Raw genomic sequence first — 17,082 nt, forward strand, 5'->3', positions numbered from 1 at the left:
AGTTGCTCAACCCGGTTGCAGCCGTTGAGGCGTCATTTCGGGCAAGCGGCGGGAGACTCATTCCTCGGCGGCGGGATCGCGGGCCGAGCGTCCTTGCTCCAGACGTGCTCGCGGAAGAAGTAGCTGTCATGGTCGCGATTGCCGACAGCCTACCTAAGCATGCCCGGAAGCTGATCGAGCAGCGGGAACGCAAGCGGCCACTCATACCCTGCGCCGGCACAATCAAGGCTGTCGCGAGGCCTTGCCATCAGCGATCACGCGCACCGTGGTGGCACACCCACCAAGTGATCGGCCATGAGCCTAACGATCGTCTCGGTTTCAGCTGCAAACTCCGTCATTTCGCAACCACTGGCCCCATTCTCCGGAGCGAGCCCGCTGGTTCCGTCGAGAGAAACCGCGCCGCCTTGCGAGCCGTACTCCTGAGAGGCTGAGGAGCCGCTTCCAAACGCAAGCGCGGGCTCAATAGATGGAGAGCTGGGCGGTCCATCGCCAAGGTCCAGGCTCGACTCCCACAGCGCGCCGCTTGCTTCGGTCTGGATCCGCCAGAAGATGGCCGAGAAGGCGCAGCGAAAAATTCTGCGGGCTCCCACTCCGATTTGCCCGTTGCGCCTCCGATAGCACCGATCCCGAGCAGCGTGGACAAGTCGCTCATTACATCAGACGGCTCAAGCGGTTACAGTAACAACCGGTGACGGGCATCCCCATGATTCACAGATCCGCCAGAAGCGTTCATTTGGTGGTGCGCCATTTTGTCTATACTGTATCCATGCTGGTATTTCGGGGCCGATCGGAGGCAATGCCGCCGGATGTCGGATGTTAATGATGGCAGCTGGCTCGCGATGATTGCCGCCGCGATGAGTTAATGTCTCGCCGATCCGTGCGTTGCCGGTGCGAGCTGAGCAGGCATGGAGGCAATCAAGATGGACCCAATCTCCCCAGCTGAACTAAGGAACGAATTTGGACGGAAAGCGAGTCGTCACAGTTTTGTATCGATAAAAAACATGCGGCCGATCAGATATAATCAGCGCTGGCACCGTGATGCCCTTGTCCAACTATCCCTTGATCCGTCTGTGATAGCATTCGAAGCCGAGTCCGAGCCGCTCCCCCACGAAGTGCTGAACTTGATCGTTACCATTTTGGGCGGGCAGATGCGTGTTTCCCTCGTTCGGGACCACACCAACAGCACTGACTCAAACCAAGCGAAAGACCAGATAAGAATCAGCAGATCGACGATTCTGCGGGAGCCAAGAGCGAGTAATGCAAGAGCAATATGGGCCACTCGAAAGAGCATCGTATCTATCGGAGACAGAGTGAGAATTTTAGGAAAGCTAGATGCTGCGCCGAATGGCCTCAAGTTGGCGGAGTTGCTCGCATGCATCTCGACGTCACGAGTCGACCCAGTCGATGCAATCCTTGCTCTTGTATGCCAGGGCTTGGTCACTCTCGATATCGAGAAGCCAATCGCACCAAGCACAACCGTCCGACGTTCCTTGAATCCAAGATCGGACTGTGGACCCAAGACAGCTTTGAAGTCCTAGCTCGCGTCCTTGAGTACGGATAATCAGCTGATTGTTCCGGAGCGGGGCCGATCCGAATGTGTCCGGAGCTTTTGGAGGGCAGCGGAGATCAATCGTCCATGTCCATCCAAGCCACTTGCCACCGCTGTCCAATGCTCTACAAAATGCCGAGGATTGCTCTTCGTCTCCGCCTGAGGGAGCGAACCCAGATGTCGAAACGACGTCGAGAGATTGAGCAGCTTGAGGCTGAAATCGCTGCCATGGAGCAGCAGGTTCAGCAGATCGCTTCTAAGCGAGCAGTCGCAGTACTGCGTATGAGAACGCTCGAAGCCATGGAATTTTTCGAGACCGCGGCCGTTCCACATCAGGAGCGACAAGGGCATTTACCTCTCATACCCATCAATGGCGACATGCGAGGTGGTCCTTCTGAGCAGCGAAGTCGGCCGATAAAGGGAAAAAATACTACGACTGCACCCACTGACAAGAAGCGGTTGGTTGATAGAGACAAGCTGGCTGAATTGACGCGCCAACTGTGTCCAGCGCGTCAAAAAGCCGTGCTTCTGGTCGTCGAGATGATCGAAGCAGCGTATCCTTCAAGCGTCACATCTGCGGAGATCAATTCTCGATTCGCTGAAGATGGGACCGTCTCGATATCCGTGCTTGCGAAGTGCAAGACGGCTCTCCATCGGTCTCAGCTCGTGTCATTTAGTCGGGTAGATCAGAGGTGGTCCATCAAAGGAGCGCCAACTGACTCCGAGTCGCCAGGTTTGGCAATCGTGCCAGCATGACTGTGCAGCGGAGGAAGCATGAATTCACCGGCTTACAGCTGGGAGGCCGCCGGAAAGGTGGTGCGCAATAGCGCAAAGCGAAGGCGCGGCCTTTTGGGCCGCGCCTTCCAGGTGCGAATCTCAGGCTAGCAACCAGCTTCGCACCTCCAGACACTTTCGATTCGTCTGTTTCGAAGCCCCTGTGGCAAGCAGGGACTTCGACCGACACTCTGCAGGTACCATGCCGCTGTAGCAAGCAGAGGCACGGGCCGAGCGCTGAGACTTTGGCATTTTTGACGTCAAAGGCAAGCCTCTCCCCTGTGGGATCGGTCGGTACTGGGCGGTCGACGGCTTTCAGCACGCGCCCCTGTGTTCCGCGGGCAAACAGCTCAGCAGGTTGGAAGGCCCGTCCATCCGGCTCCCAACCTTGGATATCGAGCGCGGCGAAGTGGGTGCCGGACCGGCCCCCGCCAAGAGGTGTCATCGACTCCCTCATGCATCGAGCTCGCGTCGTGTTGGTCCGTAGCCGTTCCTCAAGCCGTTCCGGGGCGCGGGCAATAACGGCAGCAGGCACAGCACGGCGAGCAGATGGCGCGCGGCTGAGTGTGGATTGGCAGCAGTAGACGAAAAATTTTCCCTGTAGAAATAAGCATATTTATCGGGCCAAGCGACTGAACTGCCGATCGCAGAAGGAGAGGTTTAGTTTATCGGAGGAGATGTCATGTTTCAACCTCGTGTATTTAGGAGCGCTGACAAAAGAATACTGCATAAATCTGGACCCGAAAAAGTCTGGGAAAGCCTTGGTCCGGGCGTAGAGGTATTCAGATATCCAACTGGCGAACCCGTACGGCGGATCATCACTCAAGGTGGCTCAAGGAAAGTTGGCGGGTTCTACTCGTGGAAGATGATGAACCACACCGTCTTCGAGTCTGTGACCGAAGAGCGTTGCAGCATGCTGATGGACGTTCACTCCGCCGTTGACGCATTCTACGCCCAGCCTGAAACCATCCGCGTTACGGGTACCGAAGGCAATTCCTTCGAGTACACTCCGGACTTTCTAAGCATTTTAGGTGGAACAAGGTTCCGACTTGAGAATAAGCGTGCTTGTGATCTGTGGCCACCGAAACCGGCCGACCGCTACGACGAGTCGGGCATCCGGAAATGGGAGAAAGCCGCACTTGTGCGCGCTCGCCTCCGTGCCGTGCGGCAAGCCTACACACGCTGCGGCCTACAATGGAAATTGGTCTTAGACCTTCATATCGCCAACATGGCTGCACCGGAGGTAGTGGACGAACTGGTCTCACATGGCGGACGTCCGATTAGTGAGGGGGATTGGCGCCGCCTCCGGGAACATATTATCGCAGCCGAAAACGCCACGACGCTGGATGCCGCGTCCGCTGTTCTGCGTGAAGCAGAGGACCCGCGGGGGACGGTTCTGGCGCGTGTAAGTGAGGGCCTCCTCGGGATCGATCTCCACGAAATCCCTAGAGACGAGAGCCTTGTCTTCCTCACCGGCAGACGGAGGGACGAGGTATGACGGACGTCATGGAAGCGGACCTGAGCAGCGAAGACTCAATCGAGCCGGTCACCATAGATCATATTGTACCTGACGATCTTGAGGTCGGGGCTTTCATTATCTACGAAGGAAGGCCGTTTAGTTTCCTTCATAAAGATGAAGGGTGTGCGCCACTTATTTTCAAATCCGAAACCGGCCCTCCTCGGCTGATTGAGCTGCTGCCGACCGAATATATTCACAAAATTGCGCTCGGCGAAATAAAAAGGCCTGGTAGAAAAAACATCGCCGGACTAAATGCAGAGCCTGAGTCGTATAGGCATGACGAGAAATTTGAGGCGCTTCCTAAAAAAGCGCGAGAAGTTGCAGGATTGAAGGATTTATATGTCGAAGAGTTTGCGCGCAGGATCCGAGACGCCGAAGAACGAGGTGAGAGGTTCGCGCGAAACGAAACGAATGCATTGATTGTTCGCGAAATCGTAGATGCTGCTCTACCAAAGGACGTTCATCCACCGGCCATGCGATCGGCCCGCAGCATTTTGCGTTGGTTGCAGAGATCGGAGCTTAAGAAGGGCTCTCCGATGGCGAACGTCCACGGCAACTACCAACGTCCATACAACCGTAAAATATCCCAACGTGTGCTGGACCTTATTGCCACGATCATTCGTGAACAAGCCGACACTCTACCTCATGCCTTGCGGCCAGGTATTATCCGCGGTCAAGTAAACACCAAAATTAAAGAAATAAATTTGGAGGAGAGTCTCCAAATACCGCCAGTAAGAACAACAACTGTGACTTCAGAGTTCAATCGTTACGACGGATGGATACGGCTTGCAGCTACAAAGGGTAAACATGCGGCGGACTTGGAATTCGGTGCCGTCGGAAAACTCGTCCGGCCAACACGTATCAATCAGCATTGGGAGCTTGACCATCACTCGATCGACCTCATCCCCATTTTAGGAAGCACAGAACTCGGGCAAATGTTGTCAAAATCGGCGTTAGGCAGATTGGACATAACTTTAGCGATAGACGTTTACTCGGGCTATCCCGTTGGATTCTACCCGTCTTTCGAAGGTACTGGTCTGCTGCCTTCTTTGATGTGCATTGCTCATGGCGTTCAGGAAAAGACCTACGTGGCTCAACGCTTCCCGCATATCAGCGGCTCACTGCTCGCACATGGCAAGCCTACCAAGGTCCGGTTCGATCGCGCACGGGAGTACGTCGGCAGACAGATGGCGAGATCTCTCCGCAGAGTTGGAATTGGCTTCGAGCTGGCGCGACCCAGATTTCCAGACGATAAACCATACATTGAACGATTTTTTGGAACGCTCGAGAATGATTTCGTCTCTTGGCTTAAAGGAAGAACCGGATCAAGCCCTCGTGACAGGGGTGCTGCAAACCCCGCGAAGGAGGCAGCTATTGAACTAGATGATTTCGTTGCGCTTCTGCACGAATATTTTATCACTGTTTACGCTCGCAGACCCCAAAGAGGTCTTGATTGGGAAACCCCGGAGCAACGCTGGCTGCGAGGTCTGCGAAACTATAAGCCTAGGCTTCTGACTCCTGATGAACAAGCTCGCGTAGACGTTCTTGCCTCCATTGAGGTAAAGGTGAACGCTGGCCGGGAGGGGATACAGTGGCGCAACAAGCATTATCAATCCCCGGAGCTTCAGAGCATCCGCCGTACGTCGGGTAATTTCGGAGTTCGCAAAAACTCTATGACTCCGCTGATTGGCAGAATTTCACTACGAGACGTCGGCGTTATATTCGTGTCCGTTCCTAATACTGATACTCCCTCAGAGATTGCTGTTCCCTGTACCGCAGCGGCAGCACACGGCAGGACTGTTTGGCAGGACGAAGTTGTACAGGCGCTTCTTCGCCAGAAGAAAAAGAATCCGCAATCGAAGATCGACTATGAGGATGGATTTTCGGCGCTGTTCCGCCGGTCGATTGGATGCATGGGCATCAAAACCGACAAAGCCTCGAAGCTTGGTTCATCTCGCGGTGCAGTTACCGCTGCACGATTTACCGGCGTGATGGTCGACGGCGTATGTAAACATGCTTTGACGCGTCTGGTTCGTGACGGCACTGCGCTTGATCTGTTCGGCCAATTGGCGGCGCAAGATAAAAGCCAGGCGGTCTGCGAAGAAAATATAAATGCAATAAATACGGATGATGAGGACATCGTCGATATCTACGATGACATGCCTGCCGATGAAATAGATATGAGCGATCTCCTCGGTGAGGAGGATTGAGGTGGCAATATTCCCTCACGAGCTTCCGCACAAGAAGCGGCTGGATTACATAGACAGGATCTTTATACGGCATGATGCGATCAAGATCGCCGCACAGGCTCTCCAGCACCTCACGTTCGCTCCGAATCGGCGCAGGGAAGGATCCGTAGGATATATACGCGGATATTCACGTTGCGGCAAAAGCGAAATTCTAAAACGTCACATCGAAGAACTTACTGGCACACAGGTCGGAAAGGGGCTTCAGCGGCTCATCGAAGGCAACGGCCATTTGATCGTTTACCTCGAGCTTTCTGCCGGGGAAACACCGCTAGGTGTTGCGACCCGATGGTTGCGCCTCTTCGAGGATTTGCGTGTGAGCGCACGGGGCCGCAGGTATGAGCCGCCCCTACGTGAGCGTGACGCGATTCAGCGCGCTATAGATATTTCCAATGACAACAACGTCACGCTTGTCGCGCTCGACGAGTACCAGAATTTGTTCAGAAGTGGATCTTCTGCGGCAGTCGATGCAGCCAGAAGTATGCTCATAACCATGCAGAATGCAGCAACGTTTCCGATCGCAATCACCGGTTCTCCGCTCCTAGAGGAATTGTTCTCGCGACATGAGGCAGTTAAGGAACGTGCGGGTCCAAGAGTACTCTTAAAGCCGCTGCCGTTCCGTGCGCGGAAAGAACAAATTGCGTTCGCTAGTGTAATTAAAAAATTTGAAGACAAGCTACCGTTCTTGCAGAAGCCGGGATTGTCGACGAAGGATTGGTTACAGTCGACATTTTTTGCAACGCGCGGCCGTCTTGGGCGGCTCACCCTGCTCACTCGCGCTGCGACTGATTTGGCATTCGCCGATTGCGCTGAGGGAACGATGCCTTCGACGTTGTCTATCAAGCATTTAAATCAAGCTTTCGATCTACTTCATGGCGACGATCCTACAATGAATGGCGTAAATCCTTGGGTCAAAGATTTCCAACTTCCCAATATTCCGCTGTCGGTCGAGGACGCAATGCGCATCAATTTGGACGATAGGAAGCGACGCAAAGGAAGGACGCTTTACGATGAGTGACGTGCCTCCTTCAGCGGCGCGGCTGCGTCGAACCGTACAAGCACAACCTGGGGAGGACCTAAGAAGTGTAGTCGTGCGCTACGCTCGGATAAAACGTATATCGGTCGAGATGCTTCTGCGTTTTGGCCTGCAGGTAGACGCGAATAGCTTAGCTTCTGTCCCGCTTCGCAGATACCAACTCGAGACGTTTGCGGACCTTGCGGGTCTCGAGCTGCAAAAGCTTGCAAATGATGCATTTGCCGAAGGTAAGAACGGCTTTGAGCTTTTCGGTCAGGACGCTGGCTTGGACGTCATCGAGCCACATCGGCGGCGAGTGGCACCCGGCATGCTCAAATCGGATGGTATTCCCTGGATCAGGGCGCACTGGCAAGTCGCCTGCCTTCCATGCGATCCGGACACTGGGGAATGTTTTGTTCAAATCTGTCCTACATGTCAGAAGTCGCTTTCTTGGGTAGGAATCGAGAGTGTCTATCTGTGTCAAAACTGCGCTATCGATTTGCGTATGGTCGCGCCCCGGTACGCCTCAGAGAGGAAACAGGAGTTGGCCAAGCTAATGGTCGGCGTGCTGCGTCGCGACGCGAACGCCCTCACGCAGTTGCCGGCCATAATTGCGCATTCAACTGCCCGCGAGCAACTCGCCTTCTTCTCGGTTCTCGCCAGTCTATCCTTCATTGTCGCAGGCCGTATCTTGCCACATGGGGCATTTGCAACTTTCCGCGGCCTTGAGCTTGCGCTCGAATATCCCTCTTGTCTCGATGGCATAATCGCAGATATAGTCCGGTCTCATGAAGAATGTAGCATTAAATTGGGCTGGTTTGCGGCGTTCATGGAAGTACGTTGTCGAGTAAAATTGCTCCCTTCCGGAAAGCTTAAGCGATCGATGGAGAGGCGTATCTTTAGAATTATGGGAATTGACGAGAAAAACTACATGGTTGTTCGCAGGGTCAGGCCTGATTTTTCTTCGGAATCTTGGCGATCAATTTCCTTTAAATACCAGAGTTTCCTGAGAGGCGTCCCAGCCAATCGTGAACCGGAATCATTGCCCGTGGGCGTAATCGATATGCCGGGCCCATTTCAGTCTTGATTTTTTCAACAATTTCGAGTTCTGCGACTCTCCTGAGGCAGGACTCGGCTTCGTCTTTTCCTAATATCTCTCGTTCGATGTCGCGCATCGTCTTGTAATCATCCGAGATGAATTCCAGCAGGAGTCTCACTCCTGGGTGGTACAATGCCTTGAAAAACAGATCTTCCCGCGCAAGTTGAGAGATCATGTTGCATTGTGGACGGCCGGATGCGTCGTCGAAAATATTAAGCTTGCTCGTATTTTGATTTGAGGGTTCCGCGCGAGTGCTACGGCGGGGCGGCTGCGCGGGTGATGCCCTTTCCATGTCCCACTCCCTCGAAATCAGTCTCTCAACTGCTGCAACATCAGGTGCGGAGTCGTGATGTGAACAGGCTCGCCGCGCCGAATCCATATGTCCGAAATCTGGCTAGAGCGTGCGTAGCTACAGCTGTTTAACCGTTCTGCGCTCGGTGTCTATCGGTCGGTTCAATAAAGCTGGCTTTCACCCTGTCAATGAGGAGCTATCGTGCGGTCGATCCAGTGTCAGAATATTTGTTCGAACTGCTTTTTGGTGTCAATTCGCCGGCATTCGGTGACAGAATAAGAGTGTCGTCGGCGGTGAGATCGCTTGAGAGCTCAGATTATTTCGGTGCCAATTTATTCCGAGCCCGACACGGGCTTCGCACAGGCCGCCATCGTCGGCCGGTTCGAGGCCGGACCCGCCGCGATCCGGGTCGAGGCTTGAAGGGGGGGCGATGCCACCTCGTGACGCGCTCGCCGCTCCGATGCTGCGCGACAAGGTGCACGGAGCGTCCTCGGCGTTCACGTCCTAGAGCCTGCTGCGCAAGGCGGGCAACGCGGCCTCGACACCGTGCCGAACCGGTGGTCGTCGCGGGCTTGATCGATCGGCCCGAGCGGGTGATAGAGGCCCTATGCGCGGGGGCCGTCGCGTTCACGGTCGGCACGGCAGTGTTGGATGGCGTCTTCCAGGCCCAATCGTCCGCGCTCGCCGACCAGTTCGAGGCCATCCGGGCTGCGCTCGCGGCCGCGTGGGGCTGCAACAAGAGCCCTCCACAGCAAGGAGCGACATCATGGACAAGGTCAACCTCGCGAAGGCGTTCAGCACGTTCTCGGACCACTGGAGCCCCAAGATCGCCGGCGACCTGGGCGACTTTCAGGTCAAGCTCGCCAAGTTTAGGGGTTCCTTTCACTGGCACCAGCACGACCAGGAGGACGAACTCTTCCTCGTCGTCGAGGGTCGGTTGCGAATGAGCTTCCGCGACCGGCCGGCGCTTGATCTCGATCCGGGCGAGTTCATCATCGTCCCTCACGGGACCGAGCACTTGCCGGAGGCGCTCACCGACGAGTGCCATGTCGTGCTGTTGGAGCCGAACACCACGCTGAACACCGGCAACGTCGAGAATGAGCACACCATTCGCGAGCTCGGCCGGGTCGCCTGATGGGGCACGACCCGCATTCGGTCGAGGATCTCTGGGCGCTGCTGCCGCAACTGCGTGCGGCGCGCTGGGGGACCTGGCGCATGCCTTCGACGTGGACATTCTCCACCGCTCGAGCTTCGCCCCGGCGCAGCGGACGGTGATCTACCACCAAGATCCCGGCGTGGGCAGCAAGAAACACGGCTTCCTTGCCGAGGAGTGGCGATTGCAGGGCCAGTGGGGCGCGCATGTCGACCCGCCAGCTCAGTTCGTGCGGGTCCCCCGCTTCCTGCATCGGATAGCGGTGCAGAGCTGGTCTTTCCGCTCGTCGTGTCGATCATCGGCGAGCACACGGTAACCGATCCGGATTACCGTGCGAGGCTTGAGGATGTCCGAGCCTGGGAAGGACACAACGGACCCATGCCGGCGGGCGCCTTCGTCGCGCCGCGGACCGACTGGTCGCGTCGCTGGCCCAGCCAGGAGGGCATGCTGAACCGGCATGTGGCCGGCATGTGCCACTTCCCGGCTGGAGCCGCGACGTTCCTGCCTACGTGCATGAGGAACGAGACATCACCGCTTCCGGGTATGACACCACCGATACCGACCCGGACGTGATCGTCAGCGGAGGCGCCGTGTTCTTGGAAGCCTACGCTCTCGGATTGCCCCGCCGGCAGGTCGAGCTGACGGTCAATCTCGATCAGGTGCACATGTGCGGCTGTCTGCCGGTCGCGAGTTGGCCAAAGATGAAGCAGAGCGCGGGCTTTCCCGCACGGATTTTCGCCCTAATGCCGGCCGCCGGCGATAGCGACCTGCCAAATCGAGCCGGCCGGTCCGCGGAGGACGTGGGGCTGAGCCCCGCTCGGATCGGATGACGCTTTGGCTCGTCGGGCTGGAAGCACCGTGCGATCGGGAGGCCGGCTTGAAGCCACCCCGATTGATCTCGTATCGTTGCATATCGCGCTTCAGGTCAACGAGCTTGGAAGCATTCGGTGCGCCGCCGAGGTACTCGGATCGCCGGCGTCCGTAGTGAGCCGTCGAATTCGTGCGCTCGAGGACACGCTGCCGGTTTCGCTGTTCGATGGGTCGGCTCGTGGCGTAGAGCCGACGATCGCCGGGCATCGGCTGCGGAGTGCTGCACGGTCCATCATCGTCGATTCCGAACACACGGTTCGTTCCGCACTCGCCCTCGACATAGATCGAATGGGATCGCTTCGGGGAGCTGGTCGCAGCCATCGCCGCGGGACAAGCGTGTCAGCTTCTCGACGCGTACAGCCCGACTCATGCAAGTATCGACAACGACCATACGGACGGCCTACTTGGGTTCAGACTTGATCACGGTCCGCCAACTTCGCCAATGCTCGGCGAAGCGAGCCCGCATTTGCCTCGCCGAGACGAGCCAAACACTCCGCCTGCATGTGCTCCCACAGTGGAACGGTTTCGTCGAGACGGGCACGGCCCACCTCTGTTAGGTGAACGCGCCGGGCACGCCGATCGTCCGGATCGGGTTCGATCGTGATCAACCCACGCCGCTCGAGCAGCTTGATGTTGGCCGTGAGCGTGCTTTTATCGAGGGCAAGCTCATCGGCCAATTCACGCATCGTCGGTCCGTCAGCACAGGCGAGCACGGTGAGAAGTGTGAACTGCCAGTTCGAAAGACCGACGGCTCGGAACGCCGCGTCGAACTCGCGCCCGATCACGCGGGCGGCGCGCTGGACGGCGACGCAGATGCATGCCTGCTCGATGGCTGCAGCCGCGACGGGGGTCAGCTTGAAGGACGAGGGCACGTCGTGGTTCCAAACGGAAGCTGGTTCTAGGATATAGATCGAGCGAGCGCTCATGCGAGCCGCCGAGCCGGACCTCCAAGAAGTTTGATATCACATCATGTGCGCCGGCGCACGTGCCGCGGACGAAAATGGTTTTATATAAAACTTGTTCAACGAGCGGCGCCATTCGCCGCCTCGAATCAATCGCGGCAGAGACCCGCTCAGGCTCGACGGAGATCCAAGATGTTCATGCGCACGATGTCAGCGTTCACGGTCGCGTTTGCCTTGACCGCCACCACGCTGCCGGCCGCGGCCCAGCAGAGCCGCACCTTCACCGCCTGGGGCCACGAATTCGTCGCGCCGGAGATCGACCCCCGGGAGATCACGCCCGCCGCCCCGAACGGCGCGGGCCCTGCCCCGTTGCGCAGCAACGGTCGGACCACCGCCTACACCGCCTCTTCCGGACAGCCTGCGACCACGGCATCGACGGCTCGGAACCCGACGCGAGCCATCGACGTCCGGGGCGCCCGCTTTGAAGTTCCGGCGCGGTGATGCGTCGTACCCTCTCCTGGACGGCGAAGGTGCATCTCGTCTCCGCCGGCACAACTTCGCAATAGAAAGCTCGATTCCCATGTCCAATCACTCTCTTGTTTCCGGCCGAAGCGGCGCCTTTGTCGAAGTCGGTCCGGCTTTGACTGCGATCGAGCGGTACGGGGATCACCTGACCCGAGCGGCGCTCTACGGTTCGCTCGCCGTCATCTACGCTTGGTTCGGGGGAATGAAGTTTACAGCCTATGAAGCGGAAGGACTGGTTCCGCTGGTCGGCAACAGCCCGCTGTTGAGCTGGTTCTACAGCATCTTCAGCGTGCGTGGCTTCTCGGCTTTCCTCGGCGTGCTCGAACTCAGCATCGGCGCCCTCGTCGCCGCGCGGCTCGTCAACCCCAAGCTCTCCGCGCTCGGCGGTCTCCTGTCGGCCGGCCTCTTCGTCACGACCCTGAGCTTTATGGCGTCGACGCCCGGTGTCGCCGCGCCGGAGCTCGGCTTCCCCGCCATCTCGGTGTCGATCGGTCAGTTCCTCCTCAAGGATGTCGGCCTGCTCGCCATTTCGCTTTGGATTGCCGCCGACTCGCTCAAGGCGATCCGTCACCGTCGCGACTGATTTGTCGCCGGCCTCGGATACCGACCATTAATGAGGAGACCCACCATGCAACGCATCGCTTCCATCGACCCGGTCACGGCGACCGGTAGCGTCAAAGATCTGCTTGAGGGTGTGAGAACGCAGCTCGGTGTCGTACCGAACCTTCACAAGGTCCTCGCGCAGAGCTCGGCCGGCCTGGAAGGCGTGCTGGCCTTCTCCGGTGCTCTCGCACGGGGTACGCTCGATCCCGCGACGCGCGAGCGCATCGCGCTGGCCATTGCGAACGTCAACGGCTGCGACTACTGCAACGCCGCCCACACGGCGCTCGCCAAGCACCGCAAGCTGGATGAGGCGGAGATCGCGGCCAACCGCACAGGCCGCTCGACCGACGCCCGCGCGGATGTGGCGGTCAACTTCGCCCGCAAGATCGCGGTCACCCGCGCCGATGTCGCTGAGGACGACCTCGCGGCTTTGCGCAGGGTCGGTTACACGGACGCGCAGATCGTCGAGATCGTGCTTCATGTCGCGGTCAACGTGCTGACCAACTACGTCAACGAGGTGTTCAAGACCGAGGTCGACTTCCCGCATATCGGGCCTGCCACGCGCATCGCGGGCTGACGTCGAGCGGAGCCGGAGCCTCGGCACATGGGCTCTGGCTCCGTCGTGGGAGTGCGGATCACCGCCGTGGGGCGCATGAGCTCCGTTTCGACGCACTCTCTTTAACCGGACCGTCATTCATTTCGGCGGAGAGCGCTCCAGCCCGACGCGCTGCGTTCTCCGATCGTATGACGAGGTCCAGCTAGTGCTCTGACGCCGACAAAGCGTACACAAGGCAGCGCCGTTTTCGCATCGATAGCAGCAAGTTAACGGACAGGCACGTGGTGCGTTCGTTGGCGTCTGTGCACTAGCGGCCGTTCCGGGCGATCCACGCCCCCGCCCAAGATCGCCGGAAGACCCCGTTATGATCCAGTTCACCGTCCATACTACCGACCTCTGCTCCGGAGCTTCGAAGGTGGTGCTCGCCGACGTCGAACAGGCGCTCGGCTTCGTGCCGCGTGCGCTGAACTATGGGCGCCCGGATCGGAGGGGGGACTGCTCGTGAACACGCCGGCGATCATCGCCCTTTTGGCACAAGGCCGGGATAGCCAACCAGTCAAGCGGCCGAAGGGACGAGCAGAGTACACCGAATCCGTGGCGTTCCAGACGCGCAACGACGATGAGGCTTGGAAGCCTTGGGCCGAGCCGAACCGCGAGCACCATGACTTGACACTTCGGTTCTGCACATTCGACTGCGACATTTTGCAAGACGATAATTATCAATTTCATACTCAAAAATCACTAAGTAGCATTTACTTGGTGTGTCTAGATGAACACCCGCGGCTTCCGATCGGCGGATTTCGCACCCTGAATATCTACGTACCTGAACCGTCGCTTGGCGATATAGTCGAGTCCGGGGATTCAGTTTCGTCTGCTGCGCCAACAGGATCGATTGACCCCAGAGCCGTTCCTGACTGGCAACTTCGTCGCCTTGAAGTCGAGATGCTGGCTGAAATGCGCATGGCTCGACCTTTATCGCGTCTTCGCATCGATACGTTGGGACTGGAGGTTGCGGTCCATCTTCTTCGGCAGCACTCGTCCATGAACGGCGCAGTCCGTTGGGAATCCCTCGGTCCGCGCCGTAGCCGTTTCGATCCCGCCGTCGGAAGGGCGATCGAGTACATGGAATCGCGTTGGGCCGACGATATCAGGCTGGTGGACGTGGCTCGCGCGGCGCAGCTATCTCCACGCAAGCTCACGACTCTTGTTGCCAAGGCAACGGGTTTGCCTCCCCACCGTTGGCTCATGCGCCGTCGTATCGAACGCGCGTGCGAAATGCTGCTCGATCCGCGCCGCTCGATCACCGAGGTCGCCTTTGCGTGCGGATTCCACTCCTCGCAGCACTTCGCGACCAGGTTTCGCAAGCAGATTGGTTGTACGCCGAGTGCATATCGACGGGAGCGGCTCTCGTGAATTTTTCTGACACTCCACACCGAAGCGACGGCTGCAGCAGGATTCTCAATTTTTTCGGAGAGGACTTTGCATGCACGTCTGGATAAATTCCAGCAACGAGTATTGCATATTGCTTTAGTTAATTTGATACATTAAATAATTACTTTTGTCCCGTGATATATCGATATTGTAATTATGATATACATTAACTAGATATTTTTTGTTTTATCAATCGAAGACAATAAATGCCCCCTGCCAATAAATAAGAAAGATGAAACTTACGAGATCACGCGGCGGCAGGTTGTTCGGACCTCTTAGTGAACAGAGCGCCTGGCCCATTCGCTCAGGCTGATGGAGGTGATGCGCGGGGATCAGTCGACGAGCCCGTTGCAGGCGTCGCAGCAGAGGTCGAGGGCAATGGCGCTAGGATGATGACAACAACCGCGAGCTTCGTCGTGATGTGCCATCCAGCTTGATCGAGCAGCAGCGTGGCCTCAGCGGGCAAGGACTGGGTAACCTTTGACGTACAGCCAGTCGGTGGCTTGCGCCGGGGTGTGGCAGCCCAGACATTCCTGGCGATAGTCGAGCGTCTTGGTCTTGTCCGGGCTCCCTTTGTCGAACCATGCCCAGCCCCACCCGTCACCCCAAAGCGGATTGCCCGGGTAGCTGCCGCGATCGTCTTTCACCATCATGAACCAACCGGCTAGACCGGCGGCCCGACTCACCCGGCCGGTGGTCATGTCCTCGCTCTCGGCGTTGAACACCTCCTTCACCAAGACGGTGCCATTTTTGAACCGGCCGTTGGCTCGATACTCGTCGATCGCGCCCGGAGAGACGTAGACCGTATGCATCTCCTTCGAGCCTGGCACGGTATCGGAGGCGACAGCCCAGGTGCCGAGGAACTGGTAAGCCGCTCGATAGTCGAGAGGTAGACGCATGGTGCCGGCGACGTCGACCAGCCCAACCGACGCCCTCGGGGTTTCTGCAACGTTCGCGGACCGTACCTGTTGGGCGAGCAAGCCTGTCGCCGCGGCGAGCGTCGCTCCGCAGGTTAGAAGAAGAGTAGCCGAGGGAAGACGGCGACGGAACATATGATCCTCCACTGACAACGCCGAGCGCTTGGGCCCCTAGTTCTTGCCGACGCGCTCCAGCAAGCCACGCAGCACCGGGTAGTGCTGAATGAATACGAAATCCCGGCCGGCGTTTGCAGCATGGCAGGCATTGCAGGTCTCGACGGCCTTTACCTCGGTCGCCGAGGCGTATTGTGCCTCGGGCACGTGACCGAAGGAGAAGTAGGCCCATTGACCCGGTTCGTTCGCGAAGCGACGCGAGTCCTTCACAGCCGCCTCGAGACCGGCATACTCTGCCATGAAATAGCCTTTGCCGCTCGATTCCGTGATCGCGCCGTTTGCCGGGTCCGTCGTGCTGTTGATCTGCTGGCGCACGAGCTCCTTGACGATCACAGTACCTTCGCGGAACTCTCCCGTCCGTTTGAAGTGCTCCCAAGCAGTCGGCTCGACATAGACGATGTGAAACTCCGGGAATGGCGCCTCCGGTAGGTTGAGCCGGTTCGGCGTCAGCGGCGTGCCGATGAACGGCCACTCGCGCCAGCCGATCGGGCGCACCAGCCGGCCGTCCGGCAGGTACTCGGCGACGTACGGGGTCCGCCTGCCGTCGACCGTGTACGGCTGGGCCGGCGGACGACCGGATTCGGCCGCGGCCGCAGCCCGCTCCTGCGGCTGGTTCTGCCGGGCTGCGCCGCTTTGCTGCGGGGGTGGCGTCTGCCTAAGCTGCTCCGGGGTGCGCTCCTGCGACTGGGTCTGTCGGGGCTGCGGTTCGCCGCTCGGCTGGGGCGGCGGTACTTGCCCCGACCGCGCCGTACCGGCCGCGGGCGGCGGCGTGGTCTGCGCCTCGGAGCTCTGGATCCCGCCACAGCCGACCATCAGGGCGACAGCCCCGGCCGTCCGAAGCAGCGTCCAGCGATGACGAGACATGAAGAACATTTTCGGATCCTCCGGATTGCGGCATGGCCCGAACGGCGCGTCAGGGCGAAGCTCGACGGTTCGGCACGCGCGCGTGTTCCTGGCCGGTTGCCGGGCCAGCCCGAGATATGAGGCACACGACCAGCCCTCTGCAAGATCACGCCCGGTTCGCAGGCGACGCGTAAGGGTGCCCGCGCCGACGCGCGATTGCGTTCACGAAAAAGAGGCGACGTTCACGATCCGGAGCATGGGTCAGGTCGACGCGATCCATGCCGCAGCGCAAAGCACAACGGACGCGGTCGGCGGTATCGCGGCGACGATCGCGCAGTCGAGTGGCACGGCGCGCGCCGTCGCCGCTGCCGCCGACGACCAGGATCAGGTCGGCCAGGAGATCGCCCGTGCCATCGCGAGTGCGGCCGAGCAGACCATCGCCGGGCGCATCGGGACGATGCGAGCGGCGGCCGCCTCCAACGGGGGTCCGAGCGGGCGCGGTGCGAGCGGACGCCGGGCAGCGAATCAGGGCTCTCACATCCCGCGGAGCGCGATACCAGCCTTTCCTGAACGCGTGCGCACAGCCTGAGCGACGTGCGACGAGGCTGCAGGTT

At 58.8% G+C, this 17,082-nt stretch carries 16 protein-coding genes; 13 read left to right on the top strand and 3 right to left on the bottom strand.

The genetic code is table 11. The features are described from left to right. The first annotated feature begins 1,726 nt into the window (after nucleotides 1–1,726). The 7 genes from P9K36_RS17060 (at nucleotide 1,727) to P9K36_RS17090 (ending at nucleotide 10,477) form a co-directional block, all read left to right on the top strand. Nucleotides 1,727–2,305, top strand: coding sequence for an ABC transporter C-terminal domain-containing protein (locus P9K36_RS17060; RefSeq protein ID WP_139239580.1), 579 nt, complete (start codon nucleotides 1,727–1,729; stop codon nucleotides 2,303–2,305). Between the two features lie 700 nt (nucleotides 2,306–3,005). After that, entirely contained in the window at nucleotides 3,006–3,821 is an 816-nt protein-coding gene (locus P9K36_RS17065) for a hypothetical protein (protein WP_139239581.1), read from the top strand. Continuing rightward, entirely contained in the window at nucleotides 3,818–6,052 is a 2,235-nt protein-coding gene (locus P9K36_RS17070) for a DDE-type integrase/transposase/recombinase (RefSeq protein WP_081948797.1), read from the top strand. The genes P9K36_RS17065 and P9K36_RS17070 overlap by 4 nt, the downstream gene beginning before the upstream one ends. Nucleotide 6,053: 1 nt before the next feature. Next, on the top strand, nucleotides 6,054–7,106 hold the full coding sequence (locus P9K36_RS17075; protein ID WP_179696867.1) for an AAA family ATPase: 1,053 nt from the start codon (nucleotides 6,054–6,056) through the stop codon (nucleotides 7,104–7,106). Further along, complete coding sequence (locus P9K36_RS17080) at nucleotides 7,099–8,190, top strand: hypothetical protein (protein WP_139239620.1); 1,092 nt, start codon at nucleotides 7,099–7,101, stop codon at nucleotides 8,188–8,190. Before P9K36_RS17075 ends, P9K36_RS17080 begins: the two co-directional genes overlap by 8 nt. Before the next feature lie 1,070 nt (nucleotides 8,191–9,260). After that, nucleotides 9,261–9,629, top strand: coding sequence for a cupin domain-containing protein (locus P9K36_RS17085; protein WP_059408428.1), 369 nt, complete (start codon nucleotides 9,261–9,263; stop codon nucleotides 9,627–9,629). A gap of 488 nt (nucleotides 9,630–10,117) precedes the next feature. Beyond that, entirely contained in the window at nucleotides 10,118–10,477 is a 360-nt protein-coding gene (locus P9K36_RS17090) for a hypothetical protein (protein WP_179696548.1), read from the top strand. A gap of 450 nt (nucleotides 10,478–10,927) precedes the next feature. On the opposite strand, the gene P9K36_RS17095 is transcribed toward P9K36_RS17090, so the two are convergent. Then, complete coding sequence (locus tag P9K36_RS17095) at nucleotides 10,928–11,443, bottom strand: MarR family winged helix-turn-helix transcriptional regulator (RefSeq protein ID WP_081948528.1); 516 nt, start codon at nucleotides 11,441–11,443, stop codon at nucleotides 10,928–10,930. 168 nt (nucleotides 11,444–11,611) lie between these two features. On the opposite strand from P9K36_RS17095, the gene P9K36_RS17100 reads away from it, so the two are divergent. The 5 genes from P9K36_RS17100 (at nucleotide 11,612) to P9K36_RS17120 (ending at nucleotide 14,516) form a co-directional block, all read left to right on the top strand. Then, nucleotides 11,612–11,920, top strand: a complete 309-nt coding sequence (locus tag P9K36_RS17100) for a hypothetical protein (protein WP_043378310.1) — start codon at nucleotides 11,612–11,614, stop codon at nucleotides 11,918–11,920. A 79-nt stretch (nucleotides 11,921–11,999) separates the two neighbouring features. Then, nucleotides 12,000–12,527 (top strand): DUF417 family protein, encoded by a 528-nt coding sequence (locus P9K36_RS17105; protein ID WP_043378313.1) that lies wholly within the window; start codon nucleotides 12,000–12,002, stop codon nucleotides 12,525–12,527. Nucleotides 12,528–12,572: 45 nt separating this feature from the next. After that, entirely contained in the window at nucleotides 12,573–13,124 is a 552-nt protein-coding gene (locus P9K36_RS17110; protein WP_043378316.1) for a peroxidase-related enzyme, read from the top strand. 343 nt (nucleotides 13,125–13,467) lie between these two features. Continuing rightward, nucleotides 13,468–13,608 (top strand): hypothetical protein, encoded by a 141-nt coding sequence (locus tag P9K36_RS17115; protein ID WP_158713259.1) that lies wholly within the window; start codon nucleotides 13,468–13,470, stop codon nucleotides 13,606–13,608. Continuing rightward, nucleotides 13,605–14,516 carry an AraC family transcriptional regulator gene (locus P9K36_RS17120; RefSeq protein ID WP_139239449.1) on the top strand — a complete coding sequence of 304 codons (912 nt, stop codon included), beginning with the start codon at nucleotides 13,605–13,607 and terminating at the stop codon, nucleotides 14,514–14,516. The genes P9K36_RS17115 and P9K36_RS17120 overlap by 4 nt, the downstream gene beginning before the upstream one ends. A gap of 473 nt (nucleotides 14,517–14,989) precedes the next feature. Here P9K36_RS17120 and P9K36_RS17125 read toward each other — a convergent pair whose 3' ends face one another. Both P9K36_RS17125 and P9K36_RS17130 read right to left on the bottom strand, forming a co-directional pair. After that, nucleotides 14,990–15,586: a cytochrome P460 family protein gene (locus tag P9K36_RS17125; RefSeq protein ID WP_051975887.1), complete on the bottom strand. Its 597-nt coding sequence runs from the start codon at nucleotides 15,584–15,586 to the stop codon at nucleotides 14,990–14,992. A 36-nt stretch (nucleotides 15,587–15,622) separates the two neighbouring features. Continuing rightward, a complete protein-coding gene (locus P9K36_RS17130) occupies nucleotides 15,623–16,498 on the bottom strand; it encodes a cytochrome P460 family protein (protein ID WP_051975888.1) in 876 nt (291 codons plus the stop codon). Nucleotides 16,499–16,724: 226 nt separating this feature from the next. On the opposite strand from P9K36_RS17130, the gene P9K36_RS17135 reads away from it, so the two are divergent. After that, nucleotides 16,725–17,057: a hypothetical protein gene (locus P9K36_RS17135; protein WP_043378319.1), complete on the top strand. Its 333-nt coding sequence runs from the start codon at nucleotides 16,725–16,727 to the stop codon at nucleotides 17,055–17,057. Nucleotides 17,058–17,082 lie beyond the last annotated feature (25 nt).

The organism is Methylobacterium sp. 391_Methyba4, assembly GCF_029691625.1.
Classification (GTDB): Bacteria; Pseudomonadota; Alphaproteobacteria; order Rhizobiales; family Beijerinckiaceae; genus Methylobacterium; species Methylobacterium fujisawaense.

Bases quoted from the DNA above. Each gene is read 5' to 3' on its own strand.
- P9K36_RS17130 (WP_051975888.1), bottom strand. From the start codon at position 16,498: ATGTTCTTCATGTCTCGTCATCGCTGGACGCTGCTTCGGACGGCCGGG.
- P9K36_RS17095 (WP_081948528.1), bottom strand. From the start codon at position 11,443: ATGAGCGCTCGCTCGATCTATATCCTAGAACCAGCTTCCGTTTGGAAC.
- P9K36_RS17135 (WP_043378319.1), top strand. From the start codon at position 16,725: ATGGGTCAGGTCGACGCGATCCATGCCGCAGCGCAAAGCACAACGGAC.
- P9K36_RS17080 (WP_139239620.1), top strand. From the start codon at position 7,099: ATGAGTGACGTGCCTCCTTCAGCGGCGCGGCTGCGTCGAACCGTACAA.
- P9K36_RS17100 (WP_043378310.1), top strand. From the start codon at position 11,612: ATGTTCATGCGCACGATGTCAGCGTTCACGGTCGCGTTTGCCTTGACC.
- P9K36_RS17070 (WP_081948797.1), top strand. From the start codon at position 3,818: ATGACGGACGTCATGGAAGCGGACCTGAGCAGCGAAGACTCAATCGAG.
- P9K36_RS17110 (WP_043378316.1), top strand. From the start codon at position 12,573: ATGCAACGCATCGCTTCCATCGACCCGGTCACGGCGACCGGTAGCGTC.
- P9K36_RS17060 (WP_139239580.1), top strand. From the start codon at position 1,727: ATGTCGAAACGACGTCGAGAGATTGAGCAGCTTGAGGCTGAAATCGCT.
- P9K36_RS17065 (WP_139239581.1), top strand. From the start codon at position 3,006: ATGTTTCAACCTCGTGTATTTAGGAGCGCTGACAAAAGAATACTGCAT.
- P9K36_RS17125 (WP_051975887.1), bottom strand. From the start codon at position 15,586: ATGTTCCGTCGCCGTCTTCCCTCGGCTACTCTTCTTCTAACCTGCGGA.
- P9K36_RS17085 (WP_059408428.1), top strand. From the start codon at position 9,261: ATGGACAAGGTCAACCTCGCGAAGGCGTTCAGCACGTTCTCGGACCAC.
- P9K36_RS17115 (WP_158713259.1), top strand. From the start codon at position 13,468: ATGATCCAGTTCACCGTCCATACTACCGACCTCTGCTCCGGAGCTTCG.
- P9K36_RS17105 (WP_043378313.1), top strand. From the start codon at position 12,000: ATGTCCAATCACTCTCTTGTTTCCGGCCGAAGCGGCGCCTTTGTCGAA.